Source organism: Phytohabitans sp. LJ34, assembly GCF_052068095.1.
GTDB lineage: Bacteria > Actinomycetota > Actinomycetes > Mycobacteriales > Micromonosporaceae > Phytohabitans.
Map to the genome: position 1 here is coordinate 103,352 of NZ_JBQHDG010000028.1, position 23,600 is coordinate 126,951.

2 protein-coding genes (both running past the window's edge) are annotated in these 23,600 nt (G+C 73.2%); both read right to left on the reverse strand.

Annotation, left to right across the window (positions count from 1 at the left end; translation table 11 throughout):
* Window positions 1-11,613, reverse strand: partial view of an SDR family NAD(P)-dependent oxidoreductase gene (locus ACTMTJ_RS38590; RefSeq protein WP_441223697.1) — the 5' portion only. The gene continues 1,275 nt to the left of window position 1, outside the view; only the first 11,613 of its 12,888 coding nucleotides appear in the window; its start codon is at window positions 11,611-11,613; the stop codon falls past the left edge of the window.
* Window positions 11,603-23,600, reverse strand: partial view of an SDR family NAD(P)-dependent oxidoreductase gene (locus ACTMTJ_RS38595; RefSeq protein ID WP_441223698.1) — the 3' portion only. Its footprint extends 6,389 nt past the window's final position; the window shows 11,998 of its 18,387 coding nt (coding positions 6,390-18,387); the start codon falls outside the window, past its right edge — the gene reads right to left on this strand; the stop codon is at window positions 11,603-11,605. Before ACTMTJ_RS38595 ends, ACTMTJ_RS38590 begins: the two co-directional genes overlap by 11 nt.

A 23,600-nucleotide genomic window follows, 5' to 3' on the forward strand; every position in this document is an offset into this window, starting at 1 on the left:
GGTCGCGGTGAGCCATTCTCCGTCGCGGGTCAGGTACCCGGCCGTGACGAGGATGTCGAGCAGTGTCAGGAACAGCCGTGCGTGTTTCGGTGCGACGGCAAGTTCGGCCGCAAGGGTGGACGCGGACCGCCGCTCCTGGGGGTTGGTGAACGCGCCCATCTCCTGTAGCGCGGTGAGCAGCCGCGCGGCGCCCAGGTCGTCGAGCCGGCGGTGTGCGGCCAGCAGCCGGTCACCGTCGAGTGCGGCGCCCGGCGCCCGGCCGGCCAGCGGATCCCATCCGGCGCCGCGGTCCGGATCGGGCACGCCCGGCGCCTGGTGCGCCGCCGGGCCGTCCTGCACGCCGAAACGTTCCAGCACCCGCTGTTCGGCCTTGAGCACCATGACCTGCGGCAGCCGGTTGGCCAGGACGGCCTCGATCGCCCGCATACCGTCCGCGGTGTCGATCGAGTGCACGCCGACCGACGCCATCCGCTGGCGGTAGCCGGCCTTGGCCACGATGCCGACCTCGCCCCAGTACCCCCAGTTGACGACGTGCACCGGCACTCCGGTGCCGCGCAGGTGCGCGGCGAACGCGTCCTTGAAGGTACACGCGGCCGCGTAGTTGGCTTGTCCGGCGTTGCCGCTGAACGACTGTGCCGAGGAGAAGAACGTGAGGAAGTCCAGCGGCTCCTCGCGCAGTGCCCGCGCGAGCACGACCGCGCCCTTCACCTTCGGCGCCAGCACCGCCGCAAAATTGGCCTCGTCCATGGCGTCGAGGCGCGCGTCGCGCAGCACCAGCGCCGAGTGGAACGCGCCGTGTACCGGCCCGAAGCGCTCCCGCACCGCGGCCACCGCGGCCGTCATGCCGGCGTCGTCGCCCGCGTCGACCGCGAAGTAGGCGGGGGTGCCGCCCGCGGCGGCGACCCGGTCGAGCTGGCGTTGGATCTCCGGGTTCAACGGCCTGCGGCCCAGCAGAGCGACGTTCGCGGCGGCCCGGCGCCCCAGGTGCACGGCGAGTTCCGCACCGATGCCGCCGGCGCCGCCGAGGATCAGGTACGTGCCGCCGCGCCGGAACGGTGGCTCGGCGGGCACCGCCACCCGCTCGGCCTCGCTCAGCACCAGCGTCCACCGGCGCCCGTCGCGCAGCACGACCTCGTTGCCGTCCGGGTGACCGGGTTCGGCGGCGAGCGCGGTTGCCACCGCGCCGGCGCCGTCCCCCGTGAGGTCGCCGGTGGCCACGTCGACACAGCCGACCTGCCACGAGGTCTGCTCCTTGGCCAGCGATCGGGTCAGGCCGAAGATGGCCGCGCCGAACGGGCGGCGCGGCCCACGGCCGTCGAGGCTGTGCGCGTCGGCGGTGACGGAGATCAGCTCGACCGGCCGCGGACTCCCGCCGGCGGCGAGTATCGACGTCACCACGCGGAACAACGACAGCACGCCGGACTCTTGCGCGCGCTCGGCCGCGCCGAGCGAGTCCCAGCCGGCACCGTCGAACCCGTCGTCCAGGCCGCCTAGAAAGTACACCCGCGCCGGCGGCGGTATCTGGCGCAACCGGCCGCTGAGGGCGTCGGGTGCCTCGCCGGCGCGCAGCCGGATGATGTCGGCGGTGCCCGGGCGGTGCCGGGCCACCAGCCGCTCGGCCAGGCCGTAGTCGTTGGCCGGGGCGACGACCAGGACGCTGTCCGGCTCGGTCATGGCGGCCTGCGCGGGCGGATCGAGCTCCCGCCACCGTGGCGTGTACAGACGGGTGCGTACCGGCTCTTTCAGCTCCCGGTAGGACAGTCCCCGGATCGCCACGCACACCCGACCGTCGGTGTCCATGATGGACACGTCGCACTCTCCCGGCTTGACCTGGCGCACGTACGCGAGGCTCCGCTCGGGTATCGGCCGTGCGAGGTGGATCTCGTCCATGGCGAACGGCACGTACGGCCGTTGCCCGTCGGCGTCGGGTTGCAGGGCCGCGACCGACTGGATCGCGCCGTCGAGCACGCCGGCGGGTAGTGGGCCGCCTGTGCCGCGCCGGACCAGCGTGGCCAGTGCCTCGGCTTCGCTGTGGCGGATCTCCTCGACCGTGGTGAAGTGTGGCCCGTACAGCACGCCTATCCGGGTGAACCGCGCGTAGTGCCGATCCGCATCCGTCCACTGGGGACAGCGGTTGCCGAGGGCTGGCAGGTCGATCGTCTCGTTCCGGTCCGTACCGGTTCGCACCTCGCCCCGGCTGTGCACCTGCGCGGTACCGTCCGGGCCGGTGCTACGCACCTCGAACGCGTACCGCCCCGGCTGGGCGGACCGGATCACGACCTCGACAGTGCGCTCGTCGGTGACGAAGACCGGCCGCAGCCAGACCAGGCGGGTGAGCGTCAACGGTTCCGCGCCGAGCACCGCACGCAGCCCGTCGTGCAGCAGCTCCAGGTGCCCGGCCGCGGGCAGCAGCGGCCGCCGGTCCACGACGTGGTCGCGGACGAGCGGCAGGTCGGGCCGCAGGCGGTGCGGAAACACCCACTCGCTGTCGGCGGTATCCGCGGCGGGCGCGGCGGCACCGGGAATCCAGTAGCTCTCCTGGGCGAACGGGTAGGTAGGCAGATGGATCCGCCGCGCCGGTTCGTCGCCGTACAGCGCCTCCCACCCGACGTCGCCGCCGGAAACGTACCGGCGGGCCGCGTCGCCGAGGTCACCGGCTCCGGTCACCGGCGGTCCGCCGGTCTCGCCGGCCCGCCAGGCCCGGATCTGGTCGCGCAGGTCGCCCGCGTCGGTGGCCACGAACGCGGCGCGGACCGGGAAGTGGGAGCGGCCGGCGCCCAATGTGTGCGCGACGTCCCGCCATTCGTGCCGCCGGCCGTGCCTTTCCAGCCACCCGGCCAGCTCGTCGAGCCGCTCGGCGAGCGCCGCCGGGGTCTTGGCGGACACCGGGCACAGCCGCTCCCGGCCCGATTGCTCCGCGGACCGGGCGGCCGGACTCGGCGCCTCACGCACGACCGCGTGCACGTTGGTGCCGCTGAACCCGAACGAGCTGACCGCACCCAGCCGCGCCACGCCACCGTCCGGCTCCCACGCCCGCGCCTCGGTGTTGACGTAGAACGGGCTGTCGGTGAACGGGATGTGCCGGTTGGGCACGGCGAAGTGCAGCGACGGCACGAGCATGCCGTGCTTGATGCACAGCAGGGTCTTCAGCAGGCCCGCGATGCCCGCGACGGTCAGCGTGTGGCCGAGGTTGGACTTGATCGATCCGATGGCGCAGTAACCGCGCCGTTCGGTGTACCGGCGGAAGGTCTGGGTGAGCGCCTCCACCTCGATCGGGTCGCCGAGCCGGGTTCCGGTGCCGTGGCACTCGACGTATCCGATCTGCCCCGGGTCGATGTCGAACCGTCCGTACACCGACCGCAGCAACGCCGCCTGCGACGGCGCGCTGGGCGCGGTGAGGCCGTTGCTCCGGCCGTCCTGGTTGGCGCCGGACGCGGCGATGACGCCATGGATGGGGTCGCCGTCGCGGATCGCGTCGGCCAGGCGCTTGAGCACCACGGCGCCCACACCCTCGCCCGGCACGAAGCCGTCGGCGCCGTCGTCGAAGGCCTGGCACCGGCCACGGGGTGAGAGCATGCCCGCCTTGCTGGCGAGGATGTGCAGCTCCGGTGTGTTCAGTGCGGCCACTCCCCCGGCCACCGCGAGGTCGGCGCGCCCGTCGCGCAGCGCCTCGCAGGCAAGGTGAACGGCCATAAGCGAGGACGAGCAGGAGGTGTCCACGGCGAGGCTGGGGCCGCGCAGGTTCAGGTGGTACGAGAGCCGGGAGGCCAGCACCGCCGGGTGGGAACCCATGAATGTGTACCCCTCGACCGGTGTGCCTGCCGCGTGCAGCAGCTGCTGGTAGTCGCCGGCCGACGTGCCGACGAAGGCGTGGCACTCGATGCCGTCCAGCGCCCGGTCTGGGTAGCCGGCGTCCTCCAGCGCACGCCACGCCTCCATCAGATACAGCCGCTGCTGCGGGTCCATCAGCCGGGCCTCGCGCGGTGAGATGCCGAAGAAGTCCGGGTCGAACTTGTCGATGTCCTCCAGCACCGAGCCCCATTTGCTGTACGTCTTGCCGGGCGCCGCCGGATCCGGGTCCCAATGCCGGGCGACGTCCCAACGCGCGGCCGGGATCTCCCCTACCGCGTCGGTGCCGGCGAGCAGGTTTGCCCAGAGCTCGTCGAGGTTGCGTGCCCTGGGAAACCGGCCGGACATACCGATGACGGCGATGTCCTGGGCGCCGACCACCGGTTGCGCGGGCACCGGCGGGGAGACGGGCCGCTGCACGGTGGGCGGTGCCGGCACGGACTGCGCGAGGTGGTCGGCGAGCTTGCGCAGGGTGGCGTAGTTGAAGAAGTCGGTGGGCTTCAGGTCGGTGCCCAGATCCTCGTTGACCCGGTCCACGATGGACACCGCGAGCACCGAGTCGACACCGAGGTCGGTGTGCGGGACGTCGAGCTCGAACTCCTCGGCCGATATCTCCAGCACCGCGGCCATGGCATCGACGACCGCCCGATGCGCGCGGTTCCAGTCGAGCGGGGGCGTCGACGCCATGGCCGGCAGTTCTTCGTCGGCCCGGAAGGATCGCTCCACAGGGACCTCGTCGGTCCGGGAGGATCGCTCCGCGGGCCGGTCGGCGGCCGGGGCGGGTGGCACCTCCGGCCGTGCCGGCACAGCGGCTTCGTCCGCCGCACCGGGTTCGGGCAACCAGTACCGTTCGCGGGCGAACGGGTAGGTGGGCAACGACAACCGGCGGGCCGGGCGGTCGCCGGCCGTGGGTGCGGCGGCCCGGTCGGTGCCGGAGGCCCAGAGCTGGGCCAACTTGTCGAGGTCGCCGGTGGCGCGCAGGGCGGCCAGGAACGACTCCCCCGCGGCGCCGTCGAACAGCGTGTCGAGCGGGCCGGCCGGCGCGGACGCCTGCCCGGTGTACACCCCGTCGGTGGCTTGCCCCGCGCAGAAGGCGCGCAGCCTCGCTGCCAGATCGGTGGCGTCGCCGGCCACGACGCCAAGGCGCTCGCGCTGCGGCTCACGGCCGACGGCCAGCGTGTACGCGATGTCGCGCAGCGACGGCGTCGGCGCGCCGGTCGCCCCGCCCGTCCCACCGTCCACCGCGGACGGCGTCAGCCGGGAGGCGATCCCGCGGAGGTTGGCGCAGCCTTCCAGGTCGGCTGACTGATGCCCCTGCCGCACCCGCTCGGCGAGCTCCAGCCGTGCCAGGCCGTCGAGGCCGAGGCTCTCGAAATCTTCGTCGAGGTCGATATCGGCCGGCGGCACGTTGAGGATCTGGGCGGCCGCGCCGCGCACCAGGTCCAGCAGCGCGGCGTCCACAGTGGATGGCGTGCCGGCGGCCGGTGGTGCGTCGAGCCGGTCGGCGAGGTCGCGCGCCAGCTCGCGCAACTGTTCCGCGGTGCGTGCGGACAGCACGACGAGTTCCCGGGCACCGGACGGACCGGGCGCCGCCGTGGCGGCTGGATACTCCTCCAGGACGACGTGGGCGTTGGCGCCGCCCGCGCCGAATGAGCTGACCGAGGCGATCCGGGGCAACGGCCGCCCCTGCGCGGTCCGGGCTGGCCACGACTGGCCGGCCCGCTGTACCCGCAGCGGGGCGTCGGCGAACTGGATGTTCGGGTTGAGCCGGTCGGCGTGCAGTGACGGCACCAATTCGCCGTGCCGGAATTGGAGTAGCACCTTGGTGATCCCGGCGATGCCGGCGGCGCTTTCCAGGTGCCCGATGTTCGACTTGACCGAGCCGATCGGGCACGGCGCCGAGCGGCGCGACCCGGCCGCCGCGAACGCCTTGGCGAGACCGTCGACCTCGATCGGGTCGCCCAGAACGGTGCCGGTGCCGTGCGCCTCGACGTAGTCGAGGTCGTCGGGGTGGACACCCGACCGGGCCAGCGCCTCGGCGACCACTTGGGCCTGCGCGACCGGCGTGGGTACCGTGTAGCCGTTGCTGCGCCCACCGTGGTTGAGCGCTGAGCCGCGGATCAAGCCGTAGATGTGGTCGCCGTCGGCCTCGGCACGCGACAGCGGCTTCAGCAGCACCGCGCCGACGCCCTCGCCGGGCACGTAGCCGTCGCCGCCCAGCCCGAAGCTGCGGCAGCGGCCGTCGGTCGAGGCGAACCGGGCCTGGCTCAGTTGCAGGTACCGGTTGGGATGCAGGATCGCGTTCACGCCGCCGGCCAGTGCCTGGTCGCAGTCGCCGGCCCGGATGCTGGCACAGGCCAGGTGCAGCGCGGTCAGCGACGAGGAGCACATCGTGTCCAGCGCCAGGCTGGGCCCGGTCAGGCCGAGCACGTACGAGACCCGGTTGGCCACCGAGGCGGCCAGCGAGCTGGGCACGAACCCGCGTGCCTGCATCGCCTCACCGGCGCCGTAGAGCTGGTACTGGTTGTACATCACGCCGACGAACACGCCGACCCGGCTGTGGGACAGGCCCGCGCGGGCGTACCCGGCGTCCTCCAGCGTGTGCCAAGCGGTCTGGAGGAACAGCCGCTCCTGGGGGTCCATCAGCCGGGCCTCGCGCGGTGAGATGCCGAAGAACAGCGGGTCGAACTCGTCGACCCCGTCGAGGAAACCACCCCATTTGGAGTAGGCCTTTCCGGCGTCGCCAGGACCCGGCGTGAAGAAGCGGTCGTGGTCCCAGCGGTCGGAGGGCACCTCGGTGACGCAGTCCCGCCCCCGCCTCAGGTTCTCCCAGAACTCCTCCAGCGTGGCGGCCATCGGGTAACGGCCGCTGAGCCCGACGACCGCGATGGGCTCGTCCGTGTCGCGGGCCGGGCTGGACTCCCGTCCCACCGGTCGCACGTCCGCGCGGGGAGCCGCCGGGGCAGGGTCTGGGCGGACCGGTCCGGCCGTACCGAACCGGGTTTGTGCCGCGGCCGGGTACCGGTGCAGCAGGTGTGCGGCGAGGTCGGCCAGCGTCTGGTACTCGAAGAACAGCGTCTTGGGCAGGTCACCGAAGACCTCGCTGAGCCGGTTGGTGACGTTCATGACCATCACGGATTCCAGGCCGAGCCGCTCGAAGCGGGCACGCGGGTCCAACCGGTCCACGGGAAGCTGCAACTGCTCGGACACGATCTGCCGCAGGTGCGCGAGCAGCGCCCGTCCGGCGGGCGTGTCGAGGTCGAGATCGGCGCCGGGCGGAGGCGTGGTCGCCTCGGCTGAGGGCGGCGCCGCCGCGTCGACCGCGCGCAGGATCCGCTCGCGGTGACCGTGGAACACGGTCAGCTGGGTCGTGTCCTGACGCAACGACGCCTCGAACAGCGTGGTGCCGTGCTCGGGTGGCAGCGGCACCCATCCGAGGTTCTCCTCGATCCAGGTCTTGCTGGCGTCGTCGACGTCCATCCCGCCGGAGCGCCACAGCGGCCAGGCCACCGCCACAGTCGCACCGGAGCGCTGCCCAGCCTGGCGCCGCTGCTCGCGCCAGTCCGCGAACCAGTTCAGGAAACCGTTGGCGTACGCGTAGTCACTCTGCCCGGTCACGCCCATGACCGACGTGGCCGAGGAGTAGAGGGCGAAGAACTCCAGCGGCAGGTCACGTGTGGCGTCGTCGAGGTGGTACGTGCCCCAGACCTTGGGGGCGAGCACCGCGGCCGCGTCGGCGCGCCGCTTGCCGATCAGCAGCCCGTCGCGCAGCACCCCGGCCAGGTGCACGACGCCGTCGAGCCGGCCGAAACGGGACATCGCCTCGTCGACGAGCGAGCGCGCGCCCGCACCCGTGGCGCAGTCGGCGGCCAGGTACACGGCGTTGCCGCCAGCGCGCTCCAGATCCTGGAGGAAGGCGGCGCCGTCCTCGTCCAGGGCTGAGCGGCCGGTCAGCACCAGCCGGGCGTGCCGCCGCTCGGCGAGGTGGCGGGCGACGATCCGGCCCAACCCGCCGAGGGCGCCGGTGACCAGGTACACGCCGCCTTCGCGCGGCTGCGGGCCGGCCGTTAGGGTGTGCTCGGTCAGTCCGAGCACCTCCCGGACGCCGTCGTCGTAGCGCACCTGCTCCGCGCCGGCGGCCGTGACGGTCAGCTCCGCGAGCACCCGGCGCGGCCGGTCCTCGATGGACGACTCCACGGTGCTGACCCGGTACGTGGGGTGCTCGGTGGCCACGACCCGGTGGAAGGAGCCCAGCGCCGCGTACGCCGGCACACCGGCCGGATGCGCGCACACGAGCCGGATCTCCGCGGTCGACGAGTGGTTTGCCAGGGCGGTGCAGAGCGCGAGCAGGGAGCCGAAGCCGAGCGCCATGTGCTCCTCGGTGGCCGCGGCGTCCGCTACCGGTGCGGCGTACGACCAGGCGTGGACGATGCCGCGCAGCTGGCCCGGTGCCGCCTCGTCGAGCAGGCGCCGGTAGTGCCCGTGGTCGGCAAGGTCGATCCGGTACGTGTCGCCGTCCACCCGTTCCCAGCCGTCTCCGGGCTGGACCGTCACGACGTGGATGCCGGGCCGGTCCCGGCGGATCTGGTCGCCCAGGTTCGCGTGGTCGAACACGAGCACGGTCCCACCGTCCATGGTGGTCGGTGTCTCGTCCGGCAGTGGCGTAGGTCGCCAGACGGGCCGCAGCACCACGGTGTCGTGGCGTGGGTTGTCCGGCTGACCGGCAGCCACGGGCCGTACGGCGAGTCCGGTGACACGGACGGCCACCGTGCCACTGTCGTCGGCGAGTGCGAGGTCGAACACGTCGGCTTGTCCGCCGGTGGAGCGCGCGGTCGCCAGAATCCAGCCGGTAGTGGGCAGCCTGGTGGCGGTGGTGGCCACCTCCTCGATGACGAACGGGACGCGTGCGGGCGCCGGTCCGTCCAGGCTGAAGCCGACGAGGGCCTGGAACGCGCCGTCCAGCAACGCCGGATGCACGTCGTACGGGGCGCTGCCGGACTTCTCGGAGAGCCGGAAGCGCGCCAGTACCCGGCTCTGGCCCGGCCGCACATGTTCGAGGACGCGGAGCGCCGGCCCGTACAGCAGACCGCTTTCGGCCAGCGCGCGGTAGCACCGCTCGGCCTCGACCGGCGCGCCGCAGGCTGCTGTCATCGCCTCGATGTCGAGCCGGTCCGGCGCGGGCACGGTGCCGGCGACCACTCGGCCCCGCGCGTACACCTTGCCGCCGTCCAGATCTGACAGCGTGTACGCGACGCCGGACTCCAGCCGGTGCAGCTCGACGGCGACCTCAAGGCGCGCGCCCGCCGGTACCTCGATCGGCGCCTCCAGTACCGTCTCCCGTACGCTCAACGGCCCGGTCAGCCCGGAGGCGCGGCCAGCGGCGAGCACCATCTCGACCGCGGCGGCGGCGGGCAGCAGGGCCCGGCCGCCGACGGTGTGGTCACGCACCAGCGGAGCCGATCCGTCGAACGACGTAACGAAGCGCTGCCGGTCGAAGGTGGACTCGTTGCGGTGCAGCAGCGGATGCGGCGAGGACAGCGGTGGCGCCGGCGCGTCCGCCGCGTCGATCAGTCGCGGCCAGTGCCGCTCGCGCAGGAACGGGTAGCCGGGCAGCGCTGTCCTGAGTGGACGTTCGCCGTCCGGTGTGGACCAGTCGATCTCGATGCCACGCACCCACAGCTCGCCGAGCTCGGCCAGGGCGCCGCGGGTGAGCAGGTCGGCGATCCGGGCCCGGTCCGCGTCCGCAGCCCGGGTCGCGCTGTCGACGCTGCCGAGGACAAGTCCGTCGCCGTGGGTGCCGGTGCCGGCGAACGCGCGCAGCCGGCGGCCGAGGTCGTCGGTGTCGGCGGCGACCAGCGCCAGCCGGTGTTCGAAGTGCTCCCGCCCGACCCGCAGCGTGTGGGCCGCCCTGGCGAGCCATTCCGCGGCGCTGGTGCCGGTGTGGCTGTCCGTTTCGGCGGCCAGGCTGGCGGCGACCGCGCGCAGCCGCTCGGGCGTCTGCGCGGAGAGCAGGATCAGCTGCGGGCCGGCTGCCGGTGTGGGCGCGGGCGCGGGCCGGAACTCGCGGACGACCACGTGGGCGTTGGCGCCCCCGGCGCCGAACGAGCTGAGCCCGGCGGTCCGCAGCCCGCCCTCCGGCGCCGCCCATTCCTCGGCCGAGCGCGGCACCCGCAGCCCGGCGGTGGCGAGGTCGAGGTGTGGGTTGGGCGGGTCGGCGTGCAGCGACGGGACGAGGGTGCGGTGCCGCATCTGTAGCACGATCTTCACGAGTCCGGCGATGCCGGCGGCGGCCTCCAGGTGGCCGACGTTCGACTTGACCGAGCCGATCGCACGCGCCGGTGCACCGGGCTCCCGTTCGCCGAGCGCCTGGGCAAGCGCGCGCACCTCGATCGGGTCGCCAAGCGCGGTGCCGGTGCCGTGCGCCTCGACGTACCCGATGTCGGCCGGGTCCACGCCCGCGTCGTCCAGCGCCGCCCGGATCAGCCGGGTCTGCTCGGCGGGGTTCGGCACGCTGTAGCCGTTGGTCCGTCCACCGTGGCCGATCGCGCTGCCCAGGATGACCGCGTGCACCCGATCCCCGGCCGCGATCGCGGCGGCCAGCGGCTTGAGCACGGCGACTCCGACTCCCTCGCCGGGCACGTACCCGTCGCCGCCGGCGCCGAAGCTTCGGCACCTGCCGTCGGTGGAGGCGAACCGGCCCTGGCTGAGGTCGACGTGCTTCGCGGGATGGATGGTGAGGTTCACACCGCCGACGACGGCCGTGGTGATGTCGCCCCGGCGCAGCGCCTCGCCGGCGAGGTGCAGTGCGGTCAGCGAGGAGGAACACATCGAGTCCAGCGCCAGGCTCGGCCCGCGGAAGTCGAAGTAGTGCGAGACCCGGTTGGCGATCGAGGCGTACGAGGAGCCGAGGTACAGCGCGTTTCCGTGCAGCGCCTGTTCGGCCTGGTACAGCTGGTACTGCGAGTACATGACGCCGACGTAGACGCCGACGGCGGTGCCGGACAGGCCGGCGCGGGTCAGGCCGGCGTCTTCGAGGGCGTGCCAGACCTCTTGCAGAAACAGGCGTTCCTGCGGGTCCATCCGCTCCGCCTCGCGCGGCGAGATGCTGAAGAAGGCGTTGTCGAAGGCGTCGACGTCGCGGATGAAGCCGCCCCACCTGCTGTAGGTCTTGCCCGGCGTACCGGGTGTCGGGTCGAAGTGGCGGTTGACGTCCCACCGGCCGGCGGGCACCTCGGTGATGCAGTCGCGCCCGGCGACGAGGTTGTCCCAGAACTCGTCGAGGTCGTCGGCGAGCGGGAAGCGACCACTGAGCCCGACGATCGCGATGGGCTCGCCGGTCCCCCGGGGTCCGTCCGGCGCCGCGGCGGCGGCCGGCGCGGCGACCTCGTGCGGTGCGCCGAAACGCTCGGCGAGCGCGTGACCGTGCCGCTCCAGCAGGTAGTCCGCGAGCGCGGCGAGCGTCTGGTACTCGAACAGCAGCGTGGCGGGCAGTTTGCCCAGGTCCCGCTCCAGGGCGCGGACCAGGTTGAGCGCCATCACCGAGTCGAAGCCGTGGCGGTCCAGCCGCTCCTCGGGCACGATCCGCTCCGCCGGTATCTTCGCCTCTTCCGAGACGAGCCCGGCCAGCCACGCCAGCACGAGGTCTCGCGGTGCCGACTCCGCGATCGGTGGCGTCAAGAGAAGCCGGGCGGCCTCCTCCACGTCGAGCTCACCGGACCTGACCCTGCTCAGGACGGCTCGGCGGCCGTGCGCGTCAGTTCGCAAGGGATGCCTCCATCGCCGTTTCCGCTTCGTCCTCGCTGATCTCACCGGTGCGCAGGCGGTGCAGCAACGCACGCACCTGGTCGGCCGGGGCCGGTTGGCCGCCGGCCGGTCGCTTGACGGTGAGGTGGTGCAGGGCGGCCAGCTCGTGACCGTCGTCGTCGAGAAGCCGTATGTCGAAGGCGCGCACCGCGTCCCCCGGCCGTGTCGGCGCCGCCGTCACGTACACGAGGCACTCCGCCGGCAGGGCTTGCGACTGTGTCACCGTCGAAACCGACATCGGGAGCTGGAGGTGGTCCGGGCCGTCGAAGGCGCCGAGTGTCTGGAGTGCACCGTCCAACAGGGACGGATGCAGGTCGAAGGCGTCCGGCTCGGTGTCGGTTGCCGCGGGTAGCCGCAGCCGGGCCAGCAGGACGCCGTCACCGACGCGGATCTCCTGGATGGAGGTGAGGGCCGGCCCGTGTGCCAGGCCGAGGGCGCGCAGCTTGCGGTAGTGGTCGGCCACCGGTACGGTCCGCGGGCAGGTCGCCGCGACCGCGCTCAGATCCACCCGTCCCGCGGTGCCGGCCTCGTCGGGCGGCAGCAGCCTTCCGCGTGCGTGCACCACGTCCGGAGCCGAGCGTAGGTCGAATCCGAGCCCACCGTCCTCGTCTCTGAAGTGGACGGTCACGTCGACGGGTGAACCGTTGACCTCCAGCGGGCGCAGCCACCGCAGGTCGCGTACCGGGCCGGCGGGCAGACCGGCGGCCTCGGCGGCGCGCCGGGCGAACTCGACGTACGCCACGCCGGGCAGTACCCGCCGGCCGTTCACCAGGTGGTCGCGCAGGTAGAACTCCCGCCCGGTCAGGGTGGTGCGCACGGACCCGCCGCCCGCCGGCTCGAACCGCACCGCGGGTGCGGTGCCTACCGGCTCGGCGCCGTCGGCGTAGACCGTGTCGACGTCGGCGAACCAGTACCGATGGCGGTCGAACGCATAGCCCGGCAACGGGATCCGCTCGCAGCTGGCACCGGCCCACCAGGACCGCCAGTCCACGTCCTCACCGGCCAGGTACCGACCGGCCAGGTCGCCGAGCGTCCCGGTCGCCGGCCCAGGGGTTGCCCGGTCGCGGATCTGGCGGGCCAGGTCGGCGTGGTCACGGGCCAGGAAGACCGCGCGCACCGGGCGGTGTTCCCGGAAGACCTGGAAGTTGTACGCGATCTGCGCGAGGGTGAAGGCCTCGCCCGGTCCGGCCAGCCAGGCGGCGAGCCGGTCCAGGCGGGTGCTCAGGGCGGTGTCGGTGTGCGCGGAGACCGGTACCGCGAACGGCGGCTGGGCCGGCGGCACCGCCGACGCCCGCGACGGCGGCTCCTCGAGCACCACGTGTGCGTTGGTGCCGCTGAAACCGAAACCGCTGACCGCCGCACGTCGGGGCCGCGCCGGGTCGGCCGTCCAGTCGCGCAGTTCGGTGTTGACGTAGAACGGCGAGCTGGCGAAGTCGATCAGCGGGTTGGGGTGTTCGAAGTGGAGCGATGGCGGGATCTGCCGGTGCCGGAAGGACAGCAGTACCTTGATGATCCCGGCTACACCCGCGGTGGCGGCGGTGTGCCCGATGTTGGTCTTGATGGACCCGATCGCGCAGAACCCGGTGCGGTCGGTATACGTACGGAAGGCATTGGTCAGCGCTTCGACCTCGATCGGGTCGCCCAGCGGGGTGCCGGTGCCGTGCGCCTCGACGTAGCCGATGGTCGCCGGGTCGATGCCGGCGCGCCGGTACGCGGCGAGCTCCACCTCGGTCTGGGCCAGTCCGCTCGGCGCGGTGATGCCGTTGGTCCGGCCGTCCTGGTTGATGGCGGTCGCCTTGATCACCCCGTGGATCTGGTCGCCGTCGCGCAGCGCCCGGTCCAGCGGCTTGAGCACCAGCACGCCGACGCCCTCGCCCGGCCCGAACCCGTTGGCCGAGGCGTCGAAGGTCTTGCACCGCCCCTCGGGCGAGAGCATGTTTCCGTTGCTGGCCACGACGAAGTAGTCCGGCGCGAGCGTGATGAAGGCGCCACCGGCCAGGGCCATCTCACTCTCTCCGGCGAGCAGGCTCTGGCACGCCAGGTGCAGCGCGACCAGCGAGGATGAGCAGGCGGTGTTCACCGCGATGCTGGGGCCCTTGAGGTTGAGGAAGTACGAGATGCGTGCCGCCAGGATGGACGCCTCGTTGCCCCAGAACGCCTGTGCCTGCTTGACCGCGCCGGCCTTGTTCATCCGGGTGAGGTACTCGCTGGCGCCGGCGCCGACGAAGACGCCGCAGGGCTTGCCGGCCAGCTTGTCTCCGGTGTAGCCGGCGTCCTCCAGCGCCCGCCACGCCTCCTCGAGGAAGACGCGCTGCTGCGGGTCGGTCTGCTCGGCCTCCTTGCCGGAGATGGTGAAGAACGGTGCGTCGAAGCGGTCCACGTCGTCGAGGAACCCGCCCCAGCGGCAGTAGGTGGTGTCCAGGTTGGTCGGGTCGGGGTCGTAGAAACGGGCGTTGGACCACCGGCCCGCCGGGATCTCCCGGATCGCGCTGACCCCGGCGGCCAGATTGGCCCACAGCTCGTCGACGTCGCGCGCGCCGGGCAGCCGAGCGGCCATCCCGATGACCGCGATGTCCGTGGCACGCGGCGGCGTCTCGCGCGGCGGCGCCACGACCCGGGCCGGTTCCGTCGCGGCCGGCGCCGGATCGGGTGCCATCACCACGATCCGCCCGACGGTCGCGCGGTCCTCCTTCAGCGCGTACGCGTCGAGGATCCGGTCGAACGGCAGCACATGGCTGACGAGCGGCTTCACCTTCCCCGACGCCAGGTGGTCCGCCATGGTGCGCAGGTACTCGGTGCGCCGCTCCGGATGCGCCAGGAAGTACTTCTTCGCGTTGAGGCTGTAGAACCGCTGGTTGTCCACCAGCCGCGACAGGTCCAGCGGCCCCGAGGACTGTAGGCCGAAGACCGCGATCTCCACGTACCGGCCCTCCGGGGCCAGCACGCTGAGCCCTTGCTGGATGGCCCGGCCGCCGAGCGTGTTGACGACCACGTCGACGCCACGCCCGCCGGTGCGTGCCAGTACCTCCGCGACCACGTCGGCCCGTCCGTGGTCGATGGCGTCCGGCACGCCGATCCCGGCCAGGAAGTCCACCTTCGCCGCCGAGCCGGCGGTCGCCACGATCTCGGCGCCGGCGAGCTGGGCGAGCTGCACAGCGATCAGCGTGTTGGTGCCGGTGGCCGCCGGTATCAGCACCCGCTCGCCAGGGCGCACCTGCGCCCATTCGAAGGCGAGGTACATGGCGAGGAACGCGGCCGGGAACCCGCAGGCTTCCTCGTGCGAGACGTTCGGCGGTTTGGGTACCGCGAAGTTCTCGTCGGTGAGCACGACCGAGGCCTGGCCGCCCATCTCCGGGCGGGTCAGCGCGATCACCTCGTCGCCCGGGCGGAGCGTGGTCACTCCGGGGCCGACTCGGCGGACTACCCCGGACACCTCGACGCCCGGGGTGAACGGGTAGTCCGGCATGATCGGGTACAGGCCCTTGGCCAGCAGCAGATCCGAGAAGTTGATCGGGAACGCCTTGACCTGGATCTCGACCTCGCCGGGTCCGGGAGCGGCCGGCTCGATCGGCGCGATGCTGAGCTCGCGCGGGCTGCCGGGCCGGGTGAACCGCACGGCCTGGAACCCGGCCGGCGCGACCAGGGCGGGTACGGCGGCCGTAGGCATCGGCGCCGGCGGGGCCGGTGAGGAAGGCGGCACCGGCGAGGTGGAAGGCGCCACGGGCGGGGCGGAAGGCGGCACGGGCGAGGCGGCGGCCGCGCACGCCGCGACCTGCTCGCCGTGCCGATCGAGGACGAACGCGGTCAGGTCGGCCACCGTCGGATGGTCGAAGATGACGATCGTCTTGAGCGTGATGCCCAGTGCGGTGTTGAGCCGGTTGATCAATTCCACACCGACGATCGAGTCGACGCCCAGCGAGGCCAGCGACTCGTCCGGCGTCACCTCGGCGACCGCCATGTTGAGGGTCTGCGCGGTCAGTTCGGAGATCAGCCGGCGCAGCCACCGCTCCGGCGGCTCGCCACCGGCGCCTGTGGCGGCCGGCGGCTGCGGCGGGGCGGCTGGCGCGTGCGCCACGATGACCCGCTGGGACAGGTCCGCCGGCACGGTGGCGCTGCCCAGTGCCCGCACGGCGTGAAACCCGGCGTGTTCCAAGCTGCGCCTCCACATGGGAACGTCGAGAAGGGGCGCGGACTCCAGCCGGATGGCCTCGTCCGCGAAGTGCCACCAGCCATCTAGCAGCCCGAAGGTGACCGTGTGGAAAGCCTGCACCTGAGTGACCTCGGTCAGCACCAGGCGACCACCAGGGGCGAGCAGCTCGCGGGCGTGGGCGAGGGCGGCGCCCACGTCGGTGACCGCGTGCATGACGTTGCCGGCCAGCACGATGTCGTAGCCGCCCGGCCCCCAGCTCTGCGCGGCGGGCGGCCGGGCGATGTCCAGCCGGCCGACGGTGACCGGCACCGGCCCGCCGCCGGCGAAGGTGCGCTGGGCCTGGCGTAGGAAGGCGTCGGAGACGTCGGTGAACGTGTAGCTGACCCGGGTTCCGACGGCACGCAGCGCGTCCAGTACCACCTCTGTGGTGCTGCCAGTGCCGGCGCCGATCTCCAGCACCCGTACCTCGGCGGCCGGGTGTTGCCGCACCGCCTCGGCTACCTGCTCGGCCACGATCCGGTTGCAGTACCCGGCCAGCCGCTCGCCCCGGTACACGCGGGCCAGCAGTTCGGTGGATCCGCCCGGAAACAGCACCTCGGTCGCGGACACACTGCCGCGCAGCACCTCGGGCAGCCCGGCGAGGCACGCATCGACGAGTTCCAGCCGGGCGGCCAGGTCGGGGAACCGGGCGCGCAGCGCGGCGCCGTCGGTCACCGCGGCGGCCGGGTCGAGCAGCACGTAGCGCCCGGCCCGGTGGGCGATCAGCCCGTGCCGGACGAGGATGGCGGTGAGCGCGTCGACCAGCCGCCGGTACCTGGGCAGCGCGCCCAGGTCGGCGTGCGGATCGGCGTGCTCGGCGTCCGGGCGCGGGAAGAGTCCGGCACGGCGCAGGGATCGCAGGAGGGCGCGGGCGGTGTAGTCCTCGCCGGCCGCTCGCTCGTCCTCGTCGGCGCCCGTAACCGGCAACGGCGCCGCGTCGGGTACCGGCGGGCGGGGCTGCGCCGGGTCAGGCTGCCGGACCCCGATGGCGGCCAGCACCTCGGGCTCGGCGGGAATCGCCACGACCTGCGACTCGTCGCAGGCGAGTACCCGCTCGAGCGCGTCCATGCCCTCGGCCGTACCGATCGGGTGGAAGCCGCGTGCGGTGATGCCGCGCCGGTAGCTCTCCGAGGCGACCCGGCCCACCGCACCCCAGTAGCCCCAGTTGACCACCCTCACCGGGTAGGCGCCCCGGCCGGCCAGCCGGCGGGCGTGCGCGTCCTGCGCGGTCGAGGCGGCGGCGTAGTTGGCCTGCCCGGCGGCGCCGGTGAAGGACTGCACCGACGACATGTGCAGTAGGAAGTCCAAGCGGTCCCCGCGCAACAGCTCGCCGAGCACCTCGGTGCCGCGTGCCTTGGGCGCGAGCGCCGCCTCGAACGCGGCGGCGTCCATCCGCTCCAGAATCCCGTCGCGCAGCACCATCGCGGCATGCACGACACCGTGGATGCGACCGAACCGCTCCCGCGCCTCGGCGAGGACGGCCGCGAGCCGCATCTCGTCGGTGACGTCGGCGTCGCGGTACATCGCCTCGCCGCCCAGCCGTGCCAGCGTGGCGAGTTCGGCTTCGATCTCCGCGTCCGCCGGCCGCCGCCCCACCAGGACCAGCCGGGCCCGCCGGGTAGTGGCGAGGTGTCGGGCGAGCGCACGGCCGATGCCACCGGCACCGCCCACGAGCACGTACGTGCCGCGCTCGCGGAACACCGGACGGGCCGGCGCCGGCAGCGCGACGGGTCGCAGCCGCCTCACGTACCGGTGGCCGTCGACGAGCGCGACCTCGTCGTTCCCGTCGAGTGGCGCGGCGAGCACGGCACGCACCAGCGCGGCACGATCCGGATCGGCGAGAACGCCGCCCACCGGTAGGCCGATGTCCAGGCAGCTCGTGGCGATGCGCGGGTACTCCTTGCCGAAGGTCTTGACGAAGCCGACGAGCGCGCCCGCGGCGGCGTTCGTGGTGCGCCGGCCGGCCGCGTCGTGCACGCCGTTGACCAGCACCCGCAGGGTTTCGACGTCCTGGATCCGGTCGGCCTCGGCCAGCGCCTTCACCAGACCGAAGAGTGCCGGCGCCGGCTCGGACGAATCGCTCGCCGACTCGCGTAGCCCGCCGAGGAACCACACATGCCGGATCGGGCCCAGCTCGCGCAGCTGGCCGGCGAGCGCCACACCGCCGGCGGAGGCGTCCATCCGGAGCGTGCGCACCTGCCCGCCCGACCAGGCGGCGGCGAGGTCGCCGGCCAACCCGAAGCCGCCAGCCGGATGCACCACGAGACAGCTGCCATGCCCGGCCGGCGGCGTGGCGGCCGGTGCCGGCAGCCGCTCCCAGTACGGCGCGTAGAAGAACGGCTCGGCCGCCTCGCGGGCCGCCACCTCGCGCACTGAAAGCTCGCGCAGCGCGACGAGCACCCGGCCGGCGTCGTCGAGCAGGTCCACGTCGTACCCGTCGCCGCCGCGCGCCCGCACGTGGATGTGGCAGGCCGCGCCGAGCGGACCGTACTGCCGCATCTCCTCCAGCGCGAACGGCAGCCGAGCCAGGGCGGGCCCGTCCGGGTCGAGCGCGGCGACCGCCTGGAGGGCCGCGTCCATCAGCGTGGGATGCAACGGCCGGGCCGGGTCCGCCGCGGCCATCCGCGCGCTGGCGACGACCTCGCCGTCGCCCACCCGTACGTCCCGCAGGCCACGGAAGAACGGGCCGTAGTCGATGCCCTGGCTCTGGAAGCGCGCGTACAGCTCGTCGGTGTCCAACACCCGCGGGCACCGGTCGCGCAGCTGGGCCGGCGAGCGCGGTGGCACCGGCCGCTGCGCCGCGGCCGGCACGTCCCAGGCTCCCTGGGAGAAGGTGACCGGCTCGGCGCCGTCGAGCGCCCGCACCTGATACTCGACACCGGTTTCGGTGCGGACCAGGCGCACCTGGACGTCCAGGCCGGCCTCGGGTACCGCCAGCGGGCGCAGCCACACCACGCGGGTCAGCCGAGTGGCCTCCGGTACCACCCGCGCCACGGCCGCCTGGACGATCTCGAGGTGGCCGACGCCGGGCAGGACCGCCGCGCCGCGCACCCGGTGCTCGCGTACCACCGGGTCGGTGGCGGCGAGCCGGGTCCGGTACACCAGCCCGGTGGACAGGTCGCCGGTCGGCTGGTCGAACGTGATCCAGGATGCTGACGGCGGTGGCGCGCTCTGCTCCCGTACGGGTGCCGCGATCCAGTGCCGCACCCGCGCGAACGGGTAGGTCGGCAACGACACCCGCCGCGGCCGGTCCCCGCCGTAACCGCTCGTCCAGTCGACCTCGCCGCCGGCCGCCCAGTGCCGGGCCAGCTCCGGCAGGTCCGCCGCCGGGGTGGCGGGTGTACCGCGCAGCGCCGGGTCGGCCGGTCCGATGTATCCGCGCGCCGGCAGGTCGCCCGTCTCCGCGAAGCGGCGCAGCGCGGCGGCCGCGACGTGCGCGGAGTCCACCACCAGGGCGAGGCGATGCGCCATCGGCTCCCGCCCGACCTGCAACGTGTAGGCGATGTCGCGCAGCGATCCGGTCGCGGTGGCTGCCGGCCGCCACGTCCCGATCCGCGCCGCGACGCCGTCCAGGGTGTCGGTCGGCAGGACCGCTACGCCGGCCGCCGCCGGGTACCGATCGGTGATCCAGTCGTGGAGCTGGCGCAGCCGTGCCAGGCCGAAGCCGAGGTCCTCCAACGTCTCGCCGGTCGGTAGGTCCGCCGCGGGCATGTCCAGGAGGCCGGCCGCGACGTCGGACAGCTCAGCCTCGACACCGGCGCCGGCCCGGCCGGGTTGGTGCTCCAGGTGCGCGGCCAGCTCGAGAGCGCGCTCGGCGAGCTGCTCGGGAGTACGCGCGGAGAGCACCAGCACGTGTGCGGCCGGCTCCGGCGCGGCGGCGGGAGTGGTCGGGATGTGCTCCTCGATGAGCAGGTGGCCGTTGATCCCGCCGAACCCGAACGAGCTGACGCCGGCGCGGCGGGGCAGCTCGGCCCCGGTCCGCACGTCACCAAGCCGGGGCCACGCCTCGGTGGTGCGGGCGATGCGAAGCGGGCTGCCGTCCAGCTGGATGTGCGGGTTCACGTCGACGATGTGGAGGTTTCCGGGAATCCGGCCGTGGCGCATCGCGAGGATCACCTTGAACACGCCGGCCATGCCAGCGGCGGCCTCCAGGTGCCCGATGTTGGACTTGACCGAGCCGATCAGCGTTTCCGCAGCGATAGGTTCGGGCTTTCCGGCCCGGCGGCGCAGCTCGCGGAAAGCCTTCTTCAACCCGTTGACCTCGATGGGGTCGCCGAGCGCGGTGCCGGTGCCGTGCATCTCCATGTAGCCGACGGTCTCCGGGTCGACGCCTGCTTCTTCGAAGGCGCTGACGATGAGCTCGGCCTGGGCGTTCGGGTTCGGGGTGGTCAGCGTGTTGACCTTGCCGCCGTGGTTGACCGCGCTGCCGCGGATCACCGCGTGAATGTGGTCGCCGTCGGCCAGCGCGCGGGACAGCGGTTTGAGCAGCAGGGCGCCGGCGCCCTCACCGCGCACGTACCCATCGGCGCCCGCGTCGAAGGTGCGGCAACGGCCGGTCGGGCTGAGCATCCCGGCACGGGAGAACGAGATGTAGATCATCGGAGAGATCAGCAGGTTGATCCCGCCCGCGATGGCGACGTCCGAGCTGCCCGCCCAGATGGACTCGATAGCCGAGCGGATGGCCACCAGGGAGCTGGAGCAGGCTGCGTCGATCGGCACGCTCGGACCCCGGAGACCCAGCAGGTACGAGATCCGGTTGGCGAGGATCGAGTGGAAGTAGCCGGTGGTGGTGTACGCCTCCACCGGGAGACCGGCCTCGCGCTGCAAGTCGTAGTAGTCGTGGCTGGCGACGCCCACGAACAGCCCGGTGCGGCCCTTGCCGAGGTCCGACGGCGCATAACCGGCCTCCTCGATCGTGCGGTAGACGGTTTGCAGGAACAGCCGCTGCTGCGGGTCCATCAGGTCGGCCTCGCGCGGCGAGATGCCGAAGAAGCGGGCGTCGAACGTGTCCACCTCGGACAAGAACGCGCCCCACTTGCTATTGGTCTTGTCCGGCGTGCCGGCGGTCGCGCTGTAGTAGTCGCGCCAGTCCCACCGGTCCGGCGGTACGTCGGTCACCAGGTCGTCGCCGCGGTCGAGGTGCGACCAGAACTCGGCCAGGTCGCGGGATCCGGGCATCAGGCCGTACATGCCGACGATGGCGATCGGCTCGCGCACCGGAGCCGCCGAGACGGGGCTTGCCGGGGGTGCTTCAGGCGCCGGCGTGGTGACCTGGGCGGCCAGCTGGGCCGGGTACCGGTCCAGCAGGTGCGCGGCGAGGTCGGCGACGGTGGTGTACTCGAAGAACGTGGCCGGTGTGAGGTCGAGGTCCAGCGCCTTGTTGACCTCGTTCGCCAGCCGGTTGAAGGCGAGCGAGTCGAAGCCGTAGCTCCCGATGGGTTCGGCCGGGTCGACCCGTGCCGGATCCAGCTTCACGATCTCCGCGACGATGCGTGTGATCAGCCCTTCAAGCTCCGGTACCCCGGTGGCGGCCGCTTGCGGCGGCGGCGCGGTCTTCCCGGCCAACTCAGCGGTGAGCCGGCTGCCGTCGCCGGCGATGTATGCGACCTGGCCGGTGACGTTGTCGAGGATGGTGGCGAGCGCGCTGAGGCCCTCCACGGTTTCCAGTGGGCGCATCCCGAACTGCCGCCACATCGACTCCCGCACCTCGTCGTCGACGGCCATCCCGCCGCCCATCCACAGTGGCCAGTCGATGGAGATGCTCCGGCCGGGGCGGGCTCCGGTGGCCCGCTGCCGTTCCCGCCAGCCGGCGAAGGCGTCCAGGAAGCTGTTGGCGTAGGCGTATCCGGCCTGCGCCACGCTGCCGATCGGGCCGGCGAGCGAGGCGAACAGGCAGAAGAAGTCGAGTGGTTCGCGCTGGGTCGCCGCGTCGAGGTGCATGGTGCCGGCGACCTTGGGGGCGAGCACGTCCGCGACCTGGCCGGCGTCCAGATTCACCAGGTACTCGTCGCGCAGTACGCCCGCCGCGTGGAACACGCCGTGCAGCTCGCCGTACGCCGCGCGGGCCGCCCGTACCACCGCCTCGCATCCCTGCGCTGTGGACACGTCGGCGGGCAGGTACCGGCCGTCGCCGCCCGCCTCGCGCACGCTGGCCAGCACCGCCTCTGCGGCTGGTCCCAGCGGTGAGCGACCGGTGAGCACCACGCGCGCCGAAGCGGTCTCGGCCAGCCACCGGGCCACCAGCGCGCCGAGCCCGCCGGCTCCGCCGGTCACCAGGTAGGTGCCGCCGGTACGCAGCGCGCCGGGGCGGGCCGCGGTAGGCGGCGACAGGCGCGTCCAGCGGTGGGCCTCGCGTCCGCCGGGCCGGTACCGCACGTGTTCGGGTGCGCCCGGCAAGTCGGCCAGTTCGCCGGCCAGCCGGTCGGCGGCCGGGCCGCGGCCTTCGACGAGCTCCGCGAACTCGCCCTCGGGAAGTTCGACCAGACGGTGCGCCAGCCGGGGGCTCTCCCGCCGGGCGGTGCGCAGGAAGCCGCCGAGCGCCTCGTATCCGGGCGTACCCGCCGCCGTCGCGGGGTACGCGCCGAGCAGGTGCACGGGCTCCCTGCCGCCCGCCCGCAGCAGCGCGGCCACCAAGTGGAACAGCGGCATGAACCCGTCGTCGACCTGCCGGGCGGCGCCCGAGGCCGTTCCGGTGAACATCGTGCGCGGCCAGGCGTACACCACGCGGCGGACATCGCCGCCCGCCGGCAGGGCGGCGACCGCCGCCGCCACGTCGGCGCCGGGCGTCACCACCCGCACCGCTCCTGCACCGGAGCGTTCCAGCGCCGCGACGAGCAGGTCCCCGGCGGCCGCCGACGGCGCCAGGACGAGGGTTGGCATGGCTCCGGCGGCGGGGGGAGCCGCCGGAGCCGCCACGGCAGCCGCACGGGGAGCGGCTACCCAGTCGGGTCGCAGGAAGGTGCCAGCACTCGCCGGCTGCTCGGGCCCGCCGGTGTTCCAGCGTCGCAGCCAGAAGTCCCGGATACGCACGACCACGTCGCCGGCCGGGTCGGTGACGTCGATGTCGACCTTCTTGCCGGTGTCGCTGGACGCGCGGACGACGACGTGCGCGAAGCCGTGTCGCGGGGTCGGGCCGAAGACCTCGACCGAGCCCATCGTGAACGGCAGGTGCAGGTGGTCCAGGCCGCCGTGCTGGCCTAGCAGCCAGAGCGCGCCCTGAAGCGCCGAGTCCAAGGTGGAGGGATGCAGCGTGAACCGGGCGGCGCCGTCCGCGACCCGGTCGGGCAGCCGGTACTCCGACAGCAGCTCCCCGTCCCCCCAGTGCAGCTCCCGCACCCCTTGGTATGCCGGGCCCAGCTGAAGGCCCAGGCGGTGCAGCCAGGGGTAGTAGTCGCCGCCGGGCATGCTCTGTGTGCAACGGCCGCGGATGCGGGCGAGGTCCAGCCGCTCGGGCGTGCCGGCGTCGCCGGCGTTGTCGGTCCGGCCCTGGCCATGCACGACCCGCTCGCCGGCTGCGCCGTCGCTGTAGACCACGTAGCGGGCGCCGCGCTGATCGGCGGTCAGTTCGACGTGGACGGTTCGAGGTTCGGAGACGGTGATCGGGTGTGCCCAGACGTTGCCGGAGAGGCGGCGCGCCGAGTACCCGGCGGCGGAGGCGGCCTCGCGGGCCATCTCGAGGTAGCCCACCGCGGGGAAGATGCGCTCGCCGTGCACGCGGTGGTCGTCGAGGAAGAACTCGTCGCCGGTGAAGTGGGTAGAT